Genomic DNA, 20,926 nt, shown 5'->3' on the forward strand with positions numbered 1-20,926 from the left:
CTTGACCAGCTAATATGCCAAATGGCATAAAGCTTCCATTAAAAGCTTCATGCTTGTTTTAGCTCCTCTTTCAAGAATTTGGCTGTAAAACTGCTCTTATTTTTGGCTACTTGCTCAGGCGTACCTTCAGCGATGATTTGACCTCCTTTGTCCCCCCCCTCGGGTCCTAGATCTATGATATGGTCTGCTACTTTTATGATGTCCAAGTTATGCTCTATGATCAACACCGTGTTCCCTTTATCAACAAGTCTTTGAAGAACCTGCATCAAAAGGTCAATGTCTTGAAAATGCAACCCTGTGCTCGGTTCATCTAGAATATAGAAGGTCTTTCCTGTGTCCTTTTTTGAAAGCTCCGTAGCTAATTTTACCCGCTGCGCTTCACCTCCAGAGAGCGTGGTAGCATGCTGACCCAAGGTAATGTATCCAAGACCTACTTCATTGAGCGTTTGGATTTTTCTTAAAATTTTCGGTTGAAACTCAAAAAACGCTACAGCTTGTTCCACTGTCATATCTAATACATCAGAAATAGACTTACCCTTGAATCTTACTTCCAGCGTCTCCCTATTATATCTTTTTCCTTTGCATGTCTCACATGGCACATGTACATCTGGTAGAAAATCCATTTCGACCAATTTCATTCCAGCACCTTCACAATCCTCACACCTTCCTCCTTTTACATTGAAGCTGAATCTTCCTGGTTTATAGCCCCTAATTTTAGCTTCTGGCAATTCCGTAAAGAGGGCTCTGATATCTGTAAATACTCCTGTGTAAGTGGCAGGGTTCGACCTTGGAGTCCTTCCTATAGGTGATTGATCTACTTCTATTACTTTGTCCAAGTGCTCCAACCCATCGATGCGTGTGTGAGCAAGTGGTTCCCGCTTTGAATTGTAAAAATGAGAATTGAGTAGAGGAAATAGCGTTTCATGAATCAATGAGCTTTTTCCTGAACCTGACACCCCTGTCACGCAAATCATTTTGCCTAGAGGAAGATGAAGGTTCACATTTTTGAGATTGTGCCCAGATGCACCTAATAGGCTCAAAGTCTGTCCATTTCCAGCTCTTCTTTTCTCTGGTATTTGAATCTTCAGTTCATTTGCCAAGTACTTGGCTGTAATGCTCTTTTGATTGAGAAACTCTTGCGGGTTACCAGCAGCTACGATTTGTCCTCCATGTCTACCTGCACCTGGACCGATATCCACCACAAAGTCCGCCTCTAGCATCATGTCCTTATCATGCTCAACTACAATTACAGAATTTCCCAAATCTCTCAAATCTTGTAAGGCTTTGATCAGTTTGACATTGTCCCTCTGATGAAGTCCAATGCTGGGCTCATCCAAGATGTAGAGTACTCCTACTAGCTGAGTACCTATCTGTGTGGCTAGCCTGATTCGCTGTGCTTCGCCTCCAGAAAGAGAGCGAAGCGGTCTATTGAGTGATAGGTAATCAAGACCTATATCGAGAAGAAATCCTATTCTTTTTTTGATTTCTTTGAGTACTTCTTTGCCTATAAGTAGCTGACGATCTGACATCTTTTCTTCTATTTTGTCAAACCAATCTCCAAGAGTGGCTATATCCATCACTGCCAATTCGCCTATATGCTTCTCGGCAATTTTGAAATGAAGTGCTTCCTTTTTCAATCTAAATCCCTCACAATCTGGACATACCTTGGATGTAGTAAAGTCACTCACCCATTGTTGAATTTTGTCTGAGCTTCCTTCTTGCTGCTTTGTTAGGAAGTTGATAATTCCTTCAAATGTTGTCGTCCATTTGGTACCAGGATATTTTACTGAATCTACCTCTACTTCCTGTTTGTCCCCATACAAAAGTACATTGACTACTTCCTTTGGCAGCTTTTCAATAGGTGTGGTGATGCTACACTTATATACCTTTAATATGGCATCGATCTTTTTGAAGATCCAAATATCTCTGAACTCTCCCAGGGGAGCTATGCCACCTCTGCTGATACTCAAGCTTGGATCGGGAATGATATTCTCCTGAGTGATCTCTTCTATCACACCTAAGCCATTGCAAGTCGGGCAGGCTCCGTAGGGACTATTAAATGAAAAAGTATTGGGTGCAGGCTCATCATATGAAAGACCGGTGGTAGGGTCCATCAGGTATTTTGAAAAATGATGGATTTCTCCTGCCTCATCCCTCAGCATCAAGATACCCTTACCGTGCTGAAGTGCTGTCTTGAGGGATTGAGTGATTCGGTACCTGTCGGATTCCTCTGCTACTATCCTATCGATTACTATTTCTATATCGTGGATTTTGTACCTATCGACTTGCATCTTGGGTACCATATCCATCACCACACCATCCACACGAACTTTAGAAAATCCCATTTTGCGGATTTGCTCAAAAAGCTCACGATAATGCCCTTTTCTTCCTTTGACTACAGGAGCAAGGATGAAGAGTTTCTTCCCTTGAAAATTGCTAAATAATTGCTCTATGATCTGATCCTCTGTCTGCCTGATCATCTTATGACCAGAAAGATAAGAGTAAGCTTCACCAGCTCGGGCATACAACAACCTCATGAAGTCATAGATTTCTGTTACTGTGCCTACTGTAGAGCGTGGATTTTTGGATGTAGTCTTTTGCTCTATGGAAATCACAGGTGATAATCCATTGATTTTGTCTACATCCGGCCTTTCCATTCCTCCCAAAAATGACCTAGCATAGGCAGAAAAGCTTTCCATATACCTTCGTTGACCTTCGGCATAGATGGTATCGAATGCAAGAGAACTTTTACCACTTCCGCTTAGACCTGTGATCACTACGAGCTTATTCCTTGGAATCTGAAGGTCTACATTCTTCAGATTGTGCTCTCTAGCACCATATATTTCTATATATTCTTCTTTTTCAGTGATTTTTTCAGTCATGGAAGGGTAATCCTTTATATATCAAGCATGCAAAAATAGGGATTTAAATCTACTCATCCCAAAAGGAAGGGAAAGTGAACTTTATATTTTGAGGTGAAATCATTTTTGCAAATAAAGTCATCAGGTATCTTAATCATTAGCCTTGGATTTCAAATCTTCAAGGTCCTCTCCTGTCACAGTAGATTTCAAACCAGAGAAAATCAATTGCCACCAAAAGTGAAACATAGATTTGTGTTTTACTCTTTTTGCATAGACCACACCCTTTTCTAGATTCCCATTTTTTCTAGGATTTTGGGATTTGATGACTACTTTACTCGCTAGGAAAGAGCCTATTTTTCGGAAGATATTTTTATCCTTTTCAAAATCCCTATTTAATATTTCGATTTGTAAGTCTTCATACCGCACGATCACTTCACCATGACCATCATCATCATTGGCATAGATATTAAAGTCCAATCTATTGATGATTCCTGACTTGAGACTTACTTTGGCCTCAGGTTCTATCATGGGATTGATTGCCGTAAGATCCATCTTACCAAGCGAGCCTCTTAAATGAAACTTACCACTCGGATCTTCCAGATCATAAGAGGCCTCAAGATAGACCTTGCCTTTACCCATGAGTAAGGCATTTGCTATAATCTCAAAATTCTTTGCTGTCTCAATATCATCTTCTAAATTGCTCAATCTGCTGATCTGAGCATTGACATCGGAGAAGAAAAGCTTACCTGTGGTAGGAGCACCATTATCAGGTTGCTCTTCTATTTTGATATGAGCATTGACTAAGTCTATATTCCTCAATACCATAGGGAATTCTATGGTCTGGAACATATCGTGTACCATTGATGGTCTGCGCTCATGATCCTCAGGTCGATTTTTGTTGTTAAACGCTTCGATTTGTAGCTCACTGATTTTCAAGCTGTCCACATCAAGAATCCCCTTGCGTAGAAAAGAATCGAAATTCACTCCTTTCACATCCAATACCCCATTGGTAAGTTCAAGCCAGGGTGTCCTTAGCTTGAATGACTCAGTGTACTCAAACTTACCCAGCTTGTGATTCAAAGAAAAATCAGCCACTTTGACTGTCTTATCTCTTGTGTCAAACATCAAATCTTTGATCTTTGCGTGTTGCTTATAATCATCAAAATGAACTGATACGTCTTCAATCTCACCATGAACCATTCCTACATCAAACAAAGCATCTTGATTGTCGATATCTTCTTTGGAAAGTCTAAAATCTGCAGCTTCTACCCTTAGATCTGTTATTTTCATTCTGACCGAGTCACATTTTAAATCTCTATTTTCAAGGTTGAAATGATTGAGTAAGATTTTATTAGCAGATATCATATCATAGTCTTTCTTATCTCCTTTTTCACCACTTGTCTCTATATTCAGAGAATCGATAGGTGGAGTTACTGTCTTGATATCTAGATTTTCTAGTTTTGCGGAGTCTATTTTTATAGAGTTGTTGAACAAAAAACTACTCCAAGTGAACCCTGTAATCCTCGCAAGTCCTAATTTTAATTCAATTTGAGATTGGGTAACGTCGATATCACTGGTAGGCTTGATAACTACATCTTCAATATTCAAATAAGTCCCTGTGTAATTATAGTCAAGTCTGATATTTCCAAAGCTAACTTCGTGATTATCAAACCCACTCGTCCGAGTGATCATATCACTAACTATTCTATCAGCATTCTGATTGAGATAGACATTAATTAAATATGGGACTCCTCTCAAAGCCATTATAGCAACGAATAGGAGAATCAGCAGTACAACTGGCCATTTTTTCATAAAAATTGAGCTGGGTAATTTTTTAAACTTTATTAAGTTAGAAAATTTATCATAAAAATAAACTATCAACTACTTCAATTGTTTATTTCATCGGAATCTTGATTTCATAAACCTTTCCTTTACTTCCTTTAAGCTTATCAGACCTAAGCCAAGGGTTGTAGAGCTTGAGCATTTTGTAATTTGTATTGTGTTTGATTGCCCATTCAGCCAGATTTGTTATATCACCACTTACGGCTACTTCTCTTAGTCTAGGCATAGCATACTTATCTTCAGGGGAAAGATTGAAGCCATATTTTTCAGCATTTTCGAAGATCTCCTTGAATGCAAGTAATCGAAATACATAGCGACTTGTCTCGTCATTGAGTAAGAGATCATAATAATTATGCTGTCTTTGTTCCGACTTTCTTTTGGATAATCCGCCCATACCCATGTTATAACTAGCAGCTACTGATGTCCAATTTCCATATCTGGCGAAGGCCTTTTTTAAGTATTGACAAGCTGCAATGGTGGCTTTTTCTAGATGATATCTTTCATCTACTTCATTGGTTACTTCTAGATTGTATTCCTTGGCAGTGGCAGGCATAAACTGCCAGAAACCCTTGGCTCCAGCCGGTGAAGTTACATTCATAAGTCCGGATTCAGCCATGGCTAGGTATTTGAAATCTTCCGGGACGCCGTTTGCATGCAAGATTTTTTCAATGGTTGGCATGTACCTTCCTGCTCTTTTCATCAGCAAGATCATGTTCGACTGCCAGTAAGCATTGACATAAATCTCTCTTTCAAGCCTTTCTTTTACATCATCCAAATCTAATGGTACGGGCTCATCGGCAAAAGTGATAGCTTCAGGCATGTCAAATAACTTCGCCCTCGTGTCTGGAATCTTCATGACAAATTCCTCCCCACTTTCTGGACTGACAATGACCTCTTGATAAATAATCTCAGGCTGCTTTTGATCCAATTTTTGAATCAAAAGCAGCCCGAATAGAATGATTATCAAGCCATAAATAATGTATATATGATAACGCCTCACTATTAATAGTTTGGTGACAAAAGGTATTTGCTATAAAAATCATCTATGACTTTAACGGCATCTGTTGGATTGTCAACTATAGAAAATAAGTCCAAATCTTCTACATTGATATTACGTTCTGCCAGCATGGTATCTTTCAGCCAGTCTACCAGTCCTGCCCAATACTCTCTGCCGACTAGCACGATTGGAAACCTTCCTATTTTATTGGTTTGGATCAATGTCAAAGCTTCAAATAGCTCATCTAAGGTACCATACCCCCCTGGAAGTGCTATAAACCCCTGTGCATATTTTGTAAACATTACTTTCCTAACAAAGAAATAATTAAAAGTAATCAATTTGTCAGGGTCAATATAAACATTGTTGAACTGCTCAAAAGGAAGGACAATATTCAGTCCTACAGACTTTCCGTTTTCAGAATGAGCCCCTTTATTACCTGCTTCCATGATCCCAGGACCTCCACCAGTGATCACTCCGTAGCCATGCCTTACCAGTTTAGCAGCAATTTCCTCTGCCATTTTATAGTACTTGTGATCGCGAGGTGTTCTAGCCGATCCAAATACCGAGACGCATGGGCCTATTTTTGCTAATTTTTCGAATCCCTCAACAAACTCAGACATGACCTTGAAAATCGCCCAAGAGTCTGCACTCTTTATTTCATTCCAATCTCTTTCTTTGAACGCTCTACGAATTCTTTCTTCTTGTTTTGGGTCTATTGGACCATTGTTTTCACTCATAACTTATATACTTTTATCAAAAAACACATCCATTATTGGCTTAAAAATGAAATTAAGCTCTTAAAGGTAGATTTTTCTTTTTTTCTTGAAAAGAAATCCATCTATTAAAACATGAATGAAGAAAAAAAGTTGCCAAAAAATAAATGTTGTTTTAGAATCTAAGGTGTGTTACTTTCGCAGGCTTTTATATATGAACCTATGAATTTGAGAGAAAAGTCTCTGGAAGTCAGGAAGGTATTTGATGAATTAGATATTGAAATCAAGTCCTTCATGCAGTCATCACAGTTGTCTTGCGTGACGGGCTGTGGAGCTTGTTGTGCAAACCCAAATGTACATGCTTCAATTTTAGAGTTTTTGCCCTTAGCTTTTGATCTGTATGAAAAGGGAAAAGCTGAAAAAGCACTATCAATACTCGAAGAAGCTGGTGAAGATTCAAATTGTATCATTTACAAATCACTCTCAGCAGATGCAAAATCAGGGTTCTGCTCTGACTACAGCAATAGAGGCATGATATGCAGGCTATTCGGAAGCTCCGCTAGAAGAAATAAGGAAGGCAAAAAAGAGCTGATCACATGCAAAATCATCAAAGAACAAAAAGCAGATGCATACCAGGGTACAGTATTGGCCATCAAAGAAGGGCTATCCGTACCATCTAGTGGTGATTTTTATTCTCATTTGTATAATATAGATTTTCAACTAACAAATCAGCAGTATCCTATCAATATAGCCATAAAAAATGCTCTTGAAGTCGTATTGACTTATATGTTTTACTTAGAAAATAACGAACCAGAAAGCTTATAAAATTTTTAAAGCACGGTTTTTGATCGTATATTGTAGTCGACTTTGTTTTTGAAATTTTAACTAAATCTACATATATGCTCAACGTATCAGAAATTGTTCAAACGATCAAGCAGCTGATTGAAGTCAGGATTCAAATGGTTAAGAGCCAGTTGGAGGATAGCTTTTCAGAAATTATATCGAGAGTTTTCATCTTAATATTAATGGGTCTTGCATCTTTGATGATTTTGCTTTTTGCTAGTATTTCTTTAGCATTTTACTTAGGTGAAATTTTGTATTCGAACTATCAGGGCTTTTTGTATGTCAGCCTGATATACTTGGTAATATTCGTGATACTCTTCTTGATAAGAGAGTCAGATGGAATTATAACTTCCTTTAGGCAGTTTTTTAGGCGTTTTCTTTTCAGGATCAAAAAGCAATAATCATTATGGAACTAGAAAAAAAAGCACAAGAGCTGGAGCAAACACTTCAAGCTCAGCTTAATGCACTCAAAGGCGACTCTGGGGATTGGATCAGGGTAGGCTCAGGGGTACTTGCAGGTGGGATAGTAGCTTTTGGCTTGGTAAGACTTCTCAAAGGGAAAAAGAATAAAAAAACTAAGCAAGTCATGGCCGTATTAGAAAGGGAAGGCTTGCTAGATAAGGAAATTAGTGCCAAGCTCACTGCTAAAAAAGAAGCGGGTTTTATGGCACGAATGGCCGCTATAGTTCTTCCTATGGCAATCGCTTATGGAAGAAAAAAGTTTCTCGATAACTACCTCAACAACACCAGTGATATTGAAGAAGAATAATGGATTAGCCCAAAAGATTGATGATTTTGCTTTGAATGGAAAAAAATCAGTTGCATGGCTTATTGATCCAGATAAAATCAAGTCCATTGACACACTGAAGTTACATTTAGAACATGCGGTGGCTACTGGGCTTGATTTTATTTTCTTAGGCGGCAGCCTTGTATCCCATCAAAAACAAGACAACCTGATAAGGAAAATAAAGGATTTTAGCCCAGAAATCCCAGTTATTCTTTTTCCTGGAAGTATTTCGCAGTTTTCACCTATGGCAGATGGAATACTTTTCTTATCACTTATCTCTGGAAGGAATCCCGATTTGCTTATTGGGCAGCATGTGGTGATAGCTCCTATATTAGCTAGATCGAGTGTAGAGATACTGCCGACGGGATACATGCTAGTCGATGGAGGGAAATCTACAAGCGTTCATTATATTTCACAAACCATCCCCTTGCCAAGAGACAAGGCTGATATAGCAGTTGCTACTGCATTGGCTGGTTCGTTTTTAGGCTTGAAGTATTTTTACTTAGACGCAGGTAGTGGTGCTCACCTACCAGTGCCACATGAAATCATACATTCAATAAAAGAAAATATCAATGCCCCTGTGTTTGTAGGCGGAGGTTTGGATACTTTGGAAAAAGTAAAGGCTGTGTTCGAAAGTGGTGCTGATCTGGTGGTACTAGGGAATGGGGCAGAAAAAAACCCCAGTCTATTGACTGAGGTTCTCGAGTATGTAAATGTATTAAACTTATCCTTGAACATTAATTAGTGATTCCCTTCTTCGCATCTTTCCTGCTGGCAAACCATACATCATCTTGAATCGGCGACAGAAGTATGCAGTGTCCTTGTAGCCTACTTCTTTGCCTATATCTCTTATACTTTTCTTAGATGTGCGTAGAAGCTCTACGGCGGCCTCCATTCTTTGGTACTCAATATAATCTTGAGGATTTATTCCAGTCAGCATTTTGAAATACTGACCCACATAGTCCTCAGAGACATTGGCTACTTTTGCCAATACCTTATTAGAAAGGTCACCACCAATGTTTTTCTTTATGAAATTGAACATTTCAATTAGCCTTGGATCTTTGAAATAGGTGCTGTTTGTAGAAAGTTCTTCTACAAATAGTCTATTTTTCAAAATATGGCGTACAATTTCGATAACTAAAAGCTCCGTATGCAATTTGATGACACGCTCTTTCCCTGGTGTATTTTGCTCATTTTCTTTTACTATATCTTCTAGTATAGAAGCTATGCGATCATTGAACTTGATAGCAAAAGGAGGAATACCAAGTGAATTGAAAAAGTTCACTACATCAAATACTTTGGCGTCAAAATTCACCACAGTAATGCAATCTTCCTCTGCACCTTTGATCTCTTTGAAACTTATTGTCTGAAGATACTTTCGCTTGTTGTCTAAAAATTCCTCGTTGGACATTTCAGATTTCTTTGAGATAGACCCAAAAGTGACGTTCGTTCTTCTTCCTGCTGGAATAAATAGCATCTCACCTTCATTGACTCCTTCGCTTTCGTCTGAATACTTTAATGCTCCTTGATGTAAAAGAATTACTGTATTCTCGGTATCACTATAATCCGCAATACTTGCTGGTTTTGTGATTTTGTAGTTATTGCCTTTTAAGAAGCGTACTCCTACTGATTCTATGACTTTATTGTAAAATTCCATGAATACAAGCTTTGTAGTTTTCTCGTAAAACTAGGACAAATTTTTAATTCACAATGTATTTATCCCATAAAAATTTCATGTAGCCAAGAAAAAGGGAAAAAAAATTGTATTTTTTGCCCTTTTTAACCTATAAACATTGTACTATCTCAATAGGCCACGAGATATAACTATTCTCTGAATCTCACTAGTACCTTCATAAATCTGAGTAATCTTTGCATCACGCATTAGCCTTTCGACATGATACTCTTTGACAAATCCATAGCCTCCATGAACCTGCACAGCCTCTACTGTCACATCCATAGCTACTTGAGAGGCGTATAGCTTTGCCATAGCTGAAGCATGAGCATAGTCTTTTCCTTGATCCTTAAGCCATGCTGACTTGAGAACTAAGAGTCGAGCAGCTTCTATACTAGTAGCCATATCTGCAAGTTTGAATTGTATGGCTTGATGCTGACTGATGGGCTTTCCAAATGCTTTTCTCTCTTTGGCATATGCCAAGGCAAGTTCGTAAGCACCAGCAGCTATTCCCAGAGCCTGCGCCGCAATCCCTATTCTTCCACCATTCAGGGTTTCCATAGCAAAGTTAAATCCAAAGCCTTCTTCTCCTATTCGGTTTTCTACAGGCACTTTCACATCTGTAAACATCAAAGAGTGGGTATCCGACCCTCGTATACCTAACTTGTCTTCTTTCTTTCCTACTACGAAACCTTCCCATCCTTTTTCCACTATAAAAGCAGATATTCCTTTATGCCCTTTGGCCACATCTGTCTGTGCTATCACCAAATAGACGCTCGCCGTATTGCCATTAGTGATCCAGTTTTTTGTCCCATTCAAAATGTAAAAATCCCCTTCCCTTCGGGCTTCAGTTTTTTGAGAAGTAGCATCCGAACCAGCTTCTGGTTCAGATAAACAAAATGCACCTAATACCTCCCCTGATGCTAATGGTTTTAAATATTTCTCTTTTTGAGCCTCTGATCCATATTTTTCCAAACCCCAACATACCAATGAATTATTGACAGACATAGCCACAGATGCTGATGCATCTATTTTCGACAGTTCTTCCATCGCTAGCACATAGGAGATCGTATCCATTCCTCCTCCATTATATTTAGGATTCACCATCATACCCATAAAGCCCAGCTCTCCCATTTTTTTGATTTGATCTGCGGGAAACTTGGCTTCGGTATCTCTTTCTATGACCCCAGGTAACAATTCTGATTGTGCAAACTCTCTGGCTGCATCCCTCACGGCTAAGTGTTCTTCTGTATATTCGAAGTTCATATATTTGGGTTATTTGTTTAGTGTTAGAAATATAATTCAAAAAAATAAGAGGTACAACGAATTGCACCTCTTATGTAAACTCAAAATGAGTTTTTTGGTTTCCTTTTTTCTAATCTCTATTTCCAAAAAAGATGAAGATGTAGTATGCCAATGTAGCTAAAGAAGCTAATGCTGCAACCACATAGGTCATTGCTGCCCATTTAAGTGCATCTTTGGCCATTCCATATTCCGATCTGGTGACTATGTTTCTTTGGTTGACCCACGCCAATGCTCTATTGCTTGCATCAAATTCAACTGGCAAAGTGACGAGTGTGAACAAGGTCATGATACCGTAAGCTCCCACTACGATTGCGCCTATGAATTCATAAGGTAAACCTATCAAGAAACCCCCAAATAGAGATGCAATAAGCACGATGTTCAAGATTTTACCACTAGCATTTTGGACAGGAACCATGGCAGATCTCAGCTGAAGCCAAGTATAAGCTGTAGCATGCTGTATTGCGTGACCACATTCGTGGGCTGCTACCGCAGTAGCCGCAGCATTTCTTCCATAGTAGACATCCGGACTCAAATTGACGGTTTTATTACCTGGATTGTAGTGATCAGATAGCTGACCCTCTACACAATGCACCGATACATCTCTGATATTGTTATCAGCGAGCATCAATTCCGCTACCTCTTTTCCTGACAGATTTGCCTGTAGAGGTATCTGTGAATATTTTTTGAATTTACTTTTTAACCTGTTGCTTACTACGAATCCTAAGATTCCAAATACAACGACGATAAGAATAATCATAGCTTTGATTTATTTTAACTGCTTGTTCAATACGAATTTAAGAAGTCCTAGGTTTTTTCTTTGCAGAGATTCTGAGAAAAATGCCTAAAGCCAAAAGGCCAATGGCAATGATTGTCAACACTTGTGATCCATGTATAATTGCTGCAAAAATTTTCCCTTGTTCTTCGCTCAAATCATACTTCATCAAAATGAAGGCCACAAGTGCATGAAAGGTACCTATACCTCCTTGTACAGGCGCAGTCATGCCAATACTTCCCATCACCATCACCATCAATATAGCACTAGCTGTCAAACTGGCAGTAGAAGGAATGCCCAGCGCTACTGCATACATGGTGAGGTAGTAACTCAACCATACACCAAGAGAAGACATCCAAAACCCTAATTGATTTTCCACATCTTTGATCGAAAGCATTCCCTTGTAGAGATTTTTGCCAAAGTTTCGAACTTTGATCACTATACGACTTTCTTTGAATTTTTTAAATATAAAAAACACAACAAGACTCAAAAAGATAACCACACCTATGCCAATAGGTAGTATGTTCATCAAACTTTCTGATAGGTCATCAGTAGCAACGAGCTCCTCAAAAATACTTACAAACAATTCTCTTTCAATAACAAAGGCAAGAAAAATACATGACACCATCATTAGCAGGTCTATGGATCTTTCCACTATCACTGTTCCCACAAGTTTTCCCATATCTAGGCCGTCAGTTTTTTTCAAAACCCCACAGCGTGCTACTTCGCCAGCTCGAGGTACTATCAGATTTGTTAGATAACCTACCATTAGGGCCCAAAAAGCCCGAGAGGTTCGCACGTTTGACTCAGTGCTTGCATCTATGAGTAATTTCCATCTCCAAGCTCTGAGCCAAAAACCAAACAATGCAACTAAAATAGAGGCAGCTAGCCAATACCACGAGAGTTCAGCGACTGCCCCTGAAAGTTCTTCAAAACTGATGTCTTTATATAAAAACCAAAAGATACCAACTGCTACGATTAATGATACAACTACCTGAATCCCTTGCTTGAGAGTGATTTTCAAAATTTATATGACTTTGTTATGGTCATCGGGAAAGATGACGATAGGTTGATGCTTCTTGGCTTCTTCAAAATCCATAGAGGCATATGAAATGATGATTACTATATCTCCGACTTGAGCTTTTCTGGCAGCAGGTCCATTCAAACAAATCATCCCACTACCCCTTTCGCCTTTGATCACATAAGTCTCAAGTCTTTCACCATTATTGATGTTGACTATTTGAACCTTTTCGTTTTCGATGAGATTGGCAGCATCCATCAAGTCTTCATCTACGGTGATACTTCCTACATAATGAAGCTCCGCTTGGGTGATCTTTACTCTATGGATTTTAGATTTTAATACTTGGATATGCATGATTGAAATTTTGCGCAAAACTAATCAAATTATCTCTAGGTTGTCTATCAACCTAACATCTTCGACATAAGCAGCAATACAAATGGAAAGCCCTGAAGCTTTATCTAAATTATTTTTTGGCTCAAGACTATTGGTATCTACTAGTTCGAAATATTCAAGGGAGCAGGTTGAGATATTTTGAAAATTGCTTTTCACTTGCTCTTGGATAATAAACCATTCCTTGCCTGCCAATAGTTCATCTTTAGCAAAAGTAAGGCTTTGGTAAAGAATCGTGGACTTTGCTCTACCCTCTATACTTAGTCTCACATTTCTTGAGGACATGGCAAGTCCATCGAGTTCTCTGACGGTAGGTACTGTAATGACTCGGACATCAAATTCAAGCTCCTCAACTAGGCGTTTGATGACAGCTACTTGCTGTAAATCCTTCTGGCCAAAGAAAGATTTATGAGGTTTAACAATATTTAACAGTTTGGAAACGACCAGTCCGACACCACTAAAATGGCCTGGTCTAAAGACTCCTTCTAATGTCTTATCAAGGTATCCAAAATCAAATTTTACAATAGATTTACTCGCATATAGCTCCTCAACTGCTGGAAGAAAAACGAAATCAACCCCTTTTTGTTTTAACAAATCTAGGTCTTTCTCTATGGTAATTGGGTACTTCTCGAAGTCATCTTTGTTATTGAATTGGGTCGGATTTACAAATATAGAGGCGATAACCAGATCAGAATTTAATTTGGCATTATCAATTAATGTCAAATGTCCTTCATGCAATGCCCCCATTGTCGGAACAAAACCTATTATTTTTTGAGAATTTCTTACCTGATTGAGTCTAGATTTTACGTCTAATTTGGTTCTGAGGATCTCCACTTCTGGGCGGGTTTATCAAATGTAAAATAGGCGCAAAGCTATGTTATTATCCAGAAAAACAATGGATTTTAGGGATTTTTTTTGTAACTTTGTAGTCCCGTATTATACCCTCAACAAAAATTACAAGATATGTCTAAACTTCGTATCCTTTACGTTGCAAGTGAAATCAATCCATTCCTACAAACATCAGAAGTAGCCAACTTTGTAAGAGCACTGCCTCAGGCGATGCAAGAAAAAGGTATGGAAATTCGCATTCTTGTTCCTAGATTTGGCTTGATCAATGAAAGAAAGAACAGGTTGCACGAGGTAGTGAGACTTTCTGGAATCAACATCGCAGTTGGTGAGGAAGAAAAACCATTGATTATAAAAGTAGCATCAATTCCGAATGCAAAGCTTCAAGTTTATTTTATAGACAATGAAGATTATTTCCAAAGGAAAAGCGTTTTCCATGATAAACAAGAGAAGTTTTACGAAGACAATGACGAAAGAGCCATTTTCTTCTGTAAAGGAGTCATAGAGACCGTCAAAAAACTTGGCTGGGCTCCGGATGTAGTACACTGTAATGACTGGATGACCAGCTTGATTCCCTTGTACTTAAAGACTACTTACAAAAACGAACCTCTATTCAAGGATACAAAATCCGTATTTGCTATTTATAATACAGGATTTAGCCATAAATTTGGCGACGATTTGTTTGATAAAGTCAAAATGGTCGACATAGACGATAACATTTTGGCTCCTCTGAAATCTAAAGATTATGAAGGCTTCCTGAAAATAGGAATGGAATATGCCGACATGGTCATCAAAAGTGAGGAAATTTCAGATAAGTTGACGCAATTAATTGAAGAGTGCTCTAAAGATAAAAAGTGTGAGATTAACAAAGAAGAAGACGAAGAACTTTTTGAAAGTTACTACAACATCTATAATGACCTGGCCGGCTAAAGCTGTCGCAGGGCTATTCCTTACATTATCCATAGCAAGTTCTTGCAGTGATCCATCTAGCATTGGCTTAGATCTGGATCCTAACAACAACCAGATAGGGGTTTTCTATGCAGAAATACCCCTTTCTGCTTCTATGGTTTTGCTAGATTCATTCAATACTACCAATGCAGGAGTAATGGTGGTAGGCGGTCTCACTAGTGAATTCTTTGGTACTACCGAAGGCATAGGATTCTCTAGATTGGCCATCAGTCCGACAGTTGCCAGACCCCAACAAAACGCTGTACTGGACTCTGTGAAATTCAATTTTCAAATAGAATCTGTGATAGGCAATGACTTGAGTAATCCAAAAACACTATCTGTACACCTGCTCAATGAAGCAATCCTAGATACTACATACTACAATAGTGATCGGCTTGAATTTGATGCGCAACCAATAGCCCAAGGAAGTTTCAATTTCTCTACTAGGCAAGATACTACTGTAAACGTACACATGGAAAGTGGCTTTTCAGAATTTATCTTTGATGAGTTGAAAAAAGGAGACGCTTTTAGGGATATTTTCACCTTCAGAAACTTGATACCAGGTATAGCGTTTCAGGGGGATCCTTCCGAAGAAGCTTCTACGTCTATAAGAGTAGGGAGCAATACAGCAATCATAGTCTACTACAAAAATGAAGGCGATACAATATCTCGAGGATATACCATTTCGACAGCTCAATCAAGGCATTTTAATTTTGTCAACAACGACCGAACTGGCACACCCACCGCAGAAATAACGGAACCTAGAGTAGCTTATAATGTAGGAAATAGAGTGGGCTCTATATCTAATGTGGGTATTGTTGTAAAATTAGACACAAGCCCTATCGATAATTTTCTCGATACTTTACAAAATGTGACTTTCAATGATATTGAACTTGCCATTGGTCCATTGAGTAGTAACATCAGCACAAATAGACCACCTTCTGGACTGATGATGTACTTGACTGATGCGCAAAATAGAATTTTAAGAAACTCAAATAATAACTCCCTTTCTGTACAAAGAGAAGGAGTAGCTCAGGTAGTTACTGAAAATGGCAGTGTTTCACCCGCATTTTCAAATCCTGCTTTCTTGACATATGGCTCTACCGCCAACACATACCGGGTAAAAATAACATCCCACATGAATGCCTTATACAGACTAGGATTAGAAAGAAATGATTTTCTACTTTATCCTTCAGTAGGACAGGCAGAATCTGGTGATATTTTCAAAAGATCATTTAGGGAATTCGTGGTAAATCAAGATGATATTAAATTGAAAATTTACTACTCAAAAATACGTGCATTTTAGATAAGTATCTGAGAAGCAAAAGTTTCAAAACCCAAGCGAAAAATCAAAAATTAACCGAATTTTTGATTTTTCGCTTGGGTTTTTATATTTTTTTTGAACAAAAGAACTACCTTTAAGCTCTAAAAATTTTTAAAAATTATGTGTGGAATAGTTGCTTATGTAGGGCAGAAAGAGGCGCTGCCAATCATCATAAAAGGTCTCAAGAGGTTAGAATACAGGGGATATGACAGTGCTGGTGTCGCACTGATCGATCATGAAGGGCTCAATGTCTATAAGAAAAAAGGCAAAGTGTCTGAGTTAGAAAATCACCTTACAGAAAAGGGAACATTGAGTTCTACCATAGGTATCGGTCATACCCGATGGGCTACTCATGGAGAACCCAATGATGTGAATGCTCATCCTCATTACTCATCAAATGAAAAGTTTGCTATGATTCATAATGGCATCATAGAAAATTATGATGTTTTGAAAACAGACTTGAAAAACAGGGGCTATGTATTCCAAAGTGATACAGACTCTGAGGTCTTTATGAAATTTATTGAGGATATCCATAAAAACAACGATTGTAGTCTAGAGGAGGCGGTCAGACTAGCCCTACACAAAGTAGTAGGTGCCTATGCTATTGTCATCATGAATATAGAGGAACCTGATACATTGATAGCTGCCCGTAAAGGTTCGCCACTTGTGATAGGTGTAGGAAAGGGAGAGTATTTCCTTGCTTCAGACGCCACTCCGATCATCGAATATACCAATCAAGTAATCTACCTTGACGATTATGAGATCGCCGTAATACGCAACGGCTCACTACAAATCAAAACCATCGAAAACGTAGAAACAAATCCTTATATCAACCAGCTCGAAATGGAGCTAGAAGCGATAGAAAAAGGTGGTTATGAACATTTCATGCTTAAGGAAATCTTTGAACAACCGCGATCTATTGCTGATTGTCTTAGAGGTAGATTAGATGCGAAAAACGGTCGTTTGGTCTTAGGGGGATTGCGGGATTATATGAACAAGTTCCAAAACGCAGACAGGATCATCATCACAGCTTGCGGTACTTCATGGCACGCTGGTTTGGTCGCAGAATATTTGTTTGAGGAATTTGCAAGAATTCCGGTGGAAGTAGAATATGCATCAGAATTCAGGTATAGAAATCCCGTTGTTAATGAAAAAGACTTTGTTATCGCTATTTCTCAATCAGGAGAGACTGCGGATACTTTAGCAGCCATAGAGCTGGCAAAATCAAAGGGTGCTACAATATTTGGTGTGTGTAATGTGGTCGGTTCATCCATCGCACGCGCTACGCATGCTGGCAGCTATACACATGCTGGACCAGAGATCGGCGTAGCATCTACCAAGGCATTTACAGCACAGATATCAGTACTTACGATGATGGCTTTGATGCTTGGCTATCAAAGAGGCACTCTTACAGAGAGTAAGTATGTGCAGCTATTGAATGAGTTGGAAAAAATTCCAAGCAAAGTAGAAGAAACACTCCAAATGAATCCTCATATTGAAGAAATTTCGGCAGAATATAAAGACGCAAGAAATTTCTTGTATTTAGGAAGAGGTTATAATTTCCCAGTTGCTTTAGAAGGAGCATTGAAGCTCAAAGAAATTTCTTATATCCATGCGGAAGGTTATCCAGCTGCTGAGATGAAGCATGGGCCTATAGCTTTGATAGATGAAGAAATGCCAGTTGTATTCATCGCTACCAAAGACAACTCTTATGAAAAAGTAGTGTCGAACATTCAAGAAGTAAAAGCCAGAAAAGGAAAAATTATTGCTGTGGTCACTGAAGGAGATACTACAGTAAAAAGTATGGCTGATCATGTCCTAGAAATCCCAGACACCGCCGAAGCATTCGTACCATTGCTTTCTGTTATTCCGCTACAGATACTTTCTTATCACATTGCGGTAATGAGAGGCTGTAATGTAGATCAACCAAGGAACTTGGCAAAGAGTGTAACAGTAGAATAAAAACAAAACCCGCTAATGATAGCGGGTTTTTTTATATATCTAAAGCTCTTATCAACCTATTTTCAATTTTAATTCTCCATTTCTTTTGACAATCTTCAGATCAAAATACTGATTGACAAAGGCTTTGCATTGATTTTCGGACCATTCCGCTCTAGACTCTGTATCATAAAGCACGGTCATTCGTAGCATTGTTTTTACATAGGGTTCGAACCTGCCAAGTTCTCGCAGCCAAGTGGAAAATTGCAAAATCCAGTCCTCTTGAAATTTTTCAAAATGGCTTCTGCCATCAAAAAGCAGTTCGAGTTGATTATCACCAAACTTGTACCTGTAAATACCACAGAGCTGACGATAAATTAATCTAATTCTCTCTCTTGGAAAGTCATATGTATCGATGATCTGATTGTAAGTAGCATCCATAAGCATGAGCGGATTGTACAATGCAGTATACGACTTCTTCAACTCAAATACCATCAAGTCCAAAGCTTTATCCTCCAAGGCCGTCTGAGCCTGTCTGAGAATATAGTTTTTATCTAAAGGAAATAATTTTTGAATCATCAGAATTAGAAATATTTCGCAAAATACATGATTAATAGTGATAATTAAAATTTACAATCGGAAATCATCTATTTCATATCCAAAACCAATAGAAAATTAATATTCCTGATGCAATTTTTAAACTCTTTTGAAGAATATTCTTTTGTAAGAATCTCAAAATTGGAGGATTATGAATAAGCTTGCTAAAAAATAAATAAAACAATAGAATAAGTGTATTTTGAACGCTTCATTTTTCTAATTTAGAGATTTGAATTTAATAAGCCTCATAGCAACAGAGATAACTTAAGGACCTGAATAAAATAAATATGGAAAACAAAAAGGTGATTGTAACAGGTGGTGCAAGTGGAATAGGGCTGGCCATCACGAAAAAATTCTTATCTCAAGGGGCTAGTGTTTATATTTTAGATTTTAATGAGACTCTTGGCCAAGAGGTATTAAAGAAATTGCGGTCAGATTATAATCAAGTGCACTTCATGGCCTGTGACGTAAGCAATCAACATCAAGTCAAAGAAGTGTTTGCCAATATTCCCTCCATCGATGTACTCATCAATAACGCAGGTGTGTCACATGTAGGAAATATTGAAAAAACTACAGAAGAAGACTTTTCTAGGCTGTTTAACATCAATGTAAAAGGGATCTACAACTGCGCACAAGCTGCCATTTCAAAAATGAAAGGCAAAGGTGGGGCTATTTTGAATATGGCTTCAATTGTGTCTTCGGTGGGAATACCAGATAGATTTGCTTACTCCATGACCAAGGGAGCTGTGCTTTCTATGACTTACTCCATAGCTTGCGATTATGTCAGTGAAGGAATTCGCTGCAACTGCTTGTCGCCTGCTCGAATCCATACCCCATTTGTAGATGATTTTTTGGCAAAAAATTATCCAGGCCAAGAAAAAGAGGTCTTTGAAAAGCTTGCTAAGACTCAGCCTATAGGTCGTATGGGCACCCCCGAAGAAGTGGCAGAAGCAGCATTTTTCATTTGCTCTGATCAAGCAAAATTTATAACGGGAACCAACTTCCCTGTAGACGGTGGATTTGTAAGTATCAAAAACTAAAGATATGAAGTTAATAAGATTTGGAAATGTAGGTCAGGAGAGACCAGGCATAGAAGATACAAATGGAGCATGGTTAGATTGTTCTTCATTTGGTTCAGACTGGAATGAGGGGTTTTTAGGGAACAGTGGACTAGAAAAACTTGCTGATTGGTTACAAGAAAATAAAGCAAATTTGCCCAAGATTGACAAAAGCACAAGGCTAGCAAGTCCTATCGCTAGGCCTTCGAAGATTGTCTGTGTGGGCTTGAACTATTCCTTGCACGCAAAGGAAAGTGGAATGCCTATCCCAGAAGCTCCCATTTTATTCATGAAGGCTTCATCTTCTTACTGTGGCCCATTTGACCCTATTATCATTCCAAAAAACTCTGTCAAAACTGACTGGGAGGTTGAATTGGCAGTAGTGATTGGCAAAAAGGCAACCTATGTGGAAGAAGCTGATGCCCACAAACATATCGCAGGGTATGTGCTACATAATGATGTGAGTGAAAGAGATTTTCAACTTAACCATGGAGGTCAATGGGTAAAAGGAAAAAGCGCTGATAATTTTGCCCCATTGGGACCTTACCTAGTCACTCCTGACGAACTAAAAAACCCAGAGAACTTAAGACTATGGCTTAAACTCAATGGTAAAATGATGCAGGACAGTAATACTTCTGATCTAATATTCAAAATCCCATTTCTGATAAGCTATATCAGCCAATACATGACTTTACTTCCTGGTGATGTGATCTCTACTGGAACCCCATCAGGCGTAGGACTTGGACTCAATCCTCCACAATATCTCAAAGAAGGTGACGTAGTAGAGCTAGGAATAGAGGGATTAGGCATAGCGAAGCAAGAAGTAGTTGCTTATAGATAATACGCATTTGATTCTTATTTGAATCTAATCGATCAAATTTAAATGAAAAGACAGCTATAATATTTCCGCTGCTGTCTTTTTAATTTTGCTTCTGATAGACCAAGCTTATAATGAAGTATCAACCAATGAAAATCTTTTTCTATCATTAACTTAAATGTATTGATTCATAAG

The 20,926-nt window shown here is 38.5% G+C and carries 20 protein-coding genes; 9 read left to right on the forward strand and 11 right to left on the reverse strand.

Annotation, left to right across the window (positions count from 1 at the left end):
- Window positions 1–47: 47 nt before the first annotated feature.
- The 4 genes from uvrA to MM214_RS15725 all read right to left on the reverse strand — a co-directional run bounded on the left by uvrA (window position 48) and on the right by MM214_RS15725 (window position 6,437).
- Window positions 48–2,882 (reverse strand): excinuclease ABC subunit UvrA, encoded by a 2,835-nt coding sequence (uvrA, locus tag MM214_RS15710; protein ID WP_241296836.1) that lies wholly within the window; start codon window positions 2,880–2,882, stop codon window positions 48–50.
- A gap of 129 nt (window positions 2,883–3,011) precedes the next feature.
- Window positions 3,012–4,673, reverse strand: coding sequence for an AsmA family protein (locus tag MM214_RS15715; protein WP_241296838.1), 1,662 nt, complete (start codon window positions 4,671–4,673; stop codon window positions 3,012–3,014).
- A gap of 82 nt (window positions 4,674–4,755) precedes the next feature.
- On the reverse strand, window positions 4,756–5,631 hold the full coding sequence (locus tag MM214_RS15720; RefSeq protein ID WP_262916649.1) for a lytic transglycosylase domain-containing protein: 876 nt from the start codon (window positions 5,629–5,631) through the stop codon (window positions 4,756–4,758).
- 74 nt (window positions 5,632–5,705) lie between these two features.
- The gene (locus MM214_RS15725; RefSeq protein ID WP_241296842.1) at window positions 5,706–6,437 is read right to left on the reverse strand and encodes an LOG family protein; all 732 of its coding nucleotides are present in this window, start codon (window positions 6,435–6,437) and stop codon (window positions 5,706–5,708) included.
- 198 nt (window positions 6,438–6,635) lie between these two features.
- Between MM214_RS15725 and MM214_RS15730 the strand changes: the two genes are divergently transcribed.
- The 4 genes from MM214_RS15730 (at window position 6,636) to MM214_RS15745 (ending at window position 8,788) form a co-directional block, all read left to right on the forward strand.
- Entirely contained in the window at window positions 6,636–7,238 is a 603-nt protein-coding gene (locus tag MM214_RS15730; RefSeq protein ID WP_241296844.1) for a YkgJ family cysteine cluster protein, read from the forward strand.
- Between the two features lie 74 nt (window positions 7,239–7,312).
- Complete coding sequence (locus MM214_RS15735) at window positions 7,313–7,657, forward strand: phage holin family protein (RefSeq protein WP_241296846.1); 345 nt, start codon at window positions 7,313–7,315, stop codon at window positions 7,655–7,657.
- Window positions 7,658–7,662: 5 nt separating this feature from the next.
- Window positions 7,663–8,025 carry a hypothetical protein gene (locus MM214_RS15740; protein ID WP_241296848.1) on the forward strand — a complete coding sequence of 121 codons (363 nt, stop codon included), beginning with the start codon at window positions 7,663–7,665 and terminating at the stop codon, window positions 8,023–8,025.
- Entirely contained in the window at window positions 8,006–8,788 is a 783-nt protein-coding gene (locus tag MM214_RS15745; RefSeq protein WP_376856758.1) for a geranylgeranylglyceryl/heptaprenylglyceryl phosphate synthase, read from the forward strand. Before MM214_RS15740 ends, MM214_RS15745 begins: the two co-directional genes overlap by 20 nt.
- Here the strand turns inward: MM214_RS15745 and MM214_RS15750 are convergent.
- The 6 genes from MM214_RS15750 to panC all read right to left on the reverse strand — a co-directional run bounded on the left by MM214_RS15750 (window position 8,768) and on the right by panC (window position 14,037).
- The gene (locus tag MM214_RS15750) at window positions 8,768–9,700 is read right to left on the reverse strand and encodes a helix-turn-helix domain-containing protein (protein ID WP_241296852.1); all 933 of its coding nucleotides are present in this window, start codon (window positions 9,698–9,700) and stop codon (window positions 8,768–8,770) included. The two genes, MM214_RS15745 and MM214_RS15750, sit on opposite strands and share 21 nt — an antisense overlap.
- A 141-nt stretch (window positions 9,701–9,841) precedes the next feature.
- Window positions 9,842–10,981, reverse strand: coding sequence for an acyl-CoA dehydrogenase (locus MM214_RS15755; protein WP_241296854.1), 1,140 nt, complete (start codon window positions 10,979–10,981; stop codon window positions 9,842–9,844).
- Window positions 10,982–11,090: 109 nt separating this feature from the next.
- On the reverse strand, window positions 11,091–11,777 hold the full coding sequence (locus MM214_RS15760) for a zinc metallopeptidase (protein WP_241296856.1): 687 nt from the start codon (window positions 11,775–11,777) through the stop codon (window positions 11,091–11,093).
- A gap of 37 nt (window positions 11,778–11,814) precedes the next feature.
- Window positions 11,815–12,816: a lysylphosphatidylglycerol synthase transmembrane domain-containing protein gene (locus tag MM214_RS15765; RefSeq protein WP_241296858.1), complete on the reverse strand. Its 1,002-nt coding sequence runs from the start codon at window positions 12,814–12,816 to the stop codon at window positions 11,815–11,817.
- Between the two features lie 3 nt (window positions 12,817–12,819).
- Window positions 12,820–13,167, reverse strand: coding sequence for an aspartate 1-decarboxylase (gene panD, locus MM214_RS15770; RefSeq protein WP_241296860.1), 348 nt, complete (start codon window positions 13,165–13,167; stop codon window positions 12,820–12,822).
- A 24-nt stretch (window positions 13,168–13,191) separates the two neighbouring features.
- Complete coding sequence (gene panC / locus MM214_RS15775) at window positions 13,192–14,037, reverse strand: pantoate--beta-alanine ligase (protein WP_241296862.1); 846 nt, start codon at window positions 14,035–14,037, stop codon at window positions 13,192–13,194.
- 129 nt (window positions 14,038–14,166) lie between these two features.
- On the opposite strand from panC, the gene MM214_RS15780 reads away from it, so the two are divergent.
- The 3 genes from MM214_RS15780 (at window position 14,167) to glmS (ending at window position 18,283) form a co-directional block, all read left to right on the forward strand.
- Window positions 14,167–14,979 (forward strand): glycogen/starch synthase, encoded by an 813-nt coding sequence (locus MM214_RS15780; protein WP_241296864.1) that lies wholly within the window; start codon window positions 14,167–14,169, stop codon window positions 14,977–14,979.
- A complete protein-coding gene (locus MM214_RS15785) occupies window positions 14,963–16,303 on the forward strand; it encodes a DUF4270 domain-containing protein (RefSeq protein WP_241296865.1) in 1,341 nt (446 codons plus the stop codon). The genes MM214_RS15780 and MM214_RS15785 overlap by 17 nt, the downstream gene beginning before the upstream one ends.
- Before the next feature lie 138 nt (window positions 16,304–16,441).
- The gene (gene glmS, locus MM214_RS15790; protein WP_241296867.1) at window positions 16,442–18,283 is read left to right on the forward strand and encodes a glutamine--fructose-6-phosphate transaminase (isomerizing); all 1,842 of its coding nucleotides are present in this window, start codon (window positions 16,442–16,444) and stop codon (window positions 18,281–18,283) included.
- Window positions 18,284–18,334: 51 nt separating this feature from the next.
- Here the strand turns inward: glmS and MM214_RS15795 are convergent, their stop codons facing one another.
- The gene (locus tag MM214_RS15795; protein WP_241296869.1) at window positions 18,335–18,838 is read right to left on the reverse strand and encodes a hypothetical protein; all 504 of its coding nucleotides are present in this window, start codon (window positions 18,836–18,838) and stop codon (window positions 18,335–18,337) included.
- A 305-nt stretch (window positions 18,839–19,143) separates the two neighbouring features.
- Between MM214_RS15795 and MM214_RS15800 the strand changes: the two genes are divergently transcribed.
- Window positions 19,144–19,896: an SDR family NAD(P)-dependent oxidoreductase gene (locus tag MM214_RS15800; RefSeq protein ID WP_241296871.1), complete on the forward strand. Its 753-nt coding sequence runs from the start codon at window positions 19,144–19,146 to the stop codon at window positions 19,894–19,896.
- Window positions 19,897–19,900: 4 nt separating this feature from the next.
- On the forward strand, window positions 19,901–20,755 hold the full coding sequence (locus MM214_RS15805) for a fumarylacetoacetate hydrolase family protein (protein WP_241296872.1): 855 nt from the start codon (window positions 19,901–19,903) through the stop codon (window positions 20,753–20,755).
- The last annotated feature ends 171 nt before the right edge of the window (window positions 20,756–20,926 follow it).

Origin of the sequence: Belliella kenyensis (assembly GCF_022549675.1) — a bacterium.
Taxonomy (GTDB): Bacteria; Bacteroidota; Bacteroidia; order Cytophagales; family Cyclobacteriaceae; genus Belliella; species Belliella kenyensis.

Bases quoted from the DNA above. Each gene is read 5' to 3' on its own strand.
- uvrA (WP_241296836.1), bottom strand. From the start codon at position 2,882: ATGACTGAAAAAATCACTGAAAAAGAAGAATATATAGAAATATATGGT.
- MM214_RS15715 (WP_241296838.1), bottom strand. From the start codon at position 4,673: ATGAAAAAATGGCCAGTTGTACTGCTGATTCTCCTATTCGTTGCTATA.
- MM214_RS15725 (WP_241296842.1), bottom strand. From the start codon at position 6,437: ATGAGTGAAAACAATGGTCCAATAGACCCAAAACAAGAAGAAAGAATT.
- MM214_RS15730 (WP_241296844.1), top strand. From the start codon at position 6,636: ATGAATTTGAGAGAAAAGTCTCTGGAAGTCAGGAAGGTATTTGATGAA.
- MM214_RS15735 (WP_241296846.1), top strand. From the start codon at position 7,313: ATGCTCAACGTATCAGAAATTGTTCAAACGATCAAGCAGCTGATTGAA.
- MM214_RS15740 (WP_241296848.1), top strand. From the start codon at position 7,663: ATGGAACTAGAAAAAAAAGCACAAGAGCTGGAGCAAACACTTCAAGCT.
- MM214_RS15750 (WP_241296852.1), bottom strand. From the start codon at position 9,700: ATGGAATTTTACAATAAAGTCATAGAATCAGTAGGAGTACGCTTCTTA.
- MM214_RS15755 (WP_241296854.1), bottom strand. From the start codon at position 10,981: ATGAACTTCGAATATACAGAAGAACACTTAGCCGTGAGGGATGCAGCC.
- MM214_RS15760 (WP_241296856.1), bottom strand. From the start codon at position 11,777: ATGATTATTCTTATCGTCGTTGTATTTGGAATCTTAGGATTCGTAGTA.
- panD (WP_241296860.1), bottom strand. From the start codon at position 13,167: ATGCATATCCAAGTATTAAAATCTAAAATCCATAGAGTAAAGATCACC.
- MM214_RS15780 (WP_241296864.1), top strand. From the start codon at position 14,167: ATGTCTAAACTTCGTATCCTTTACGTTGCAAGTGAAATCAATCCATTC.
- MM214_RS15785 (WP_241296865.1), top strand. From the start codon at position 14,963: ATGACCTGGCCGGCTAAAGCTGTCGCAGGGCTATTCCTTACATTATCC.
- glmS (WP_241296867.1), top strand. From the start codon at position 16,442: ATGTGTGGAATAGTTGCTTATGTAGGGCAGAAAGAGGCGCTGCCAATC.
- MM214_RS15795 (WP_241296869.1), bottom strand. From the start codon at position 18,838: ATGATTCAAAAATTATTTCCTTTAGATAAAAACTATATTCTCAGACAG.
- MM214_RS15800 (WP_241296871.1), top strand. From the start codon at position 19,144: ATGGAAAACAAAAAGGTGATTGTAACAGGTGGTGCAAGTGGAATAGGG.
- MM214_RS15805 (WP_241296872.1), top strand. From the start codon at position 19,901: ATGAAGTTAATAAGATTTGGAAATGTAGGTCAGGAGAGACCAGGCATA.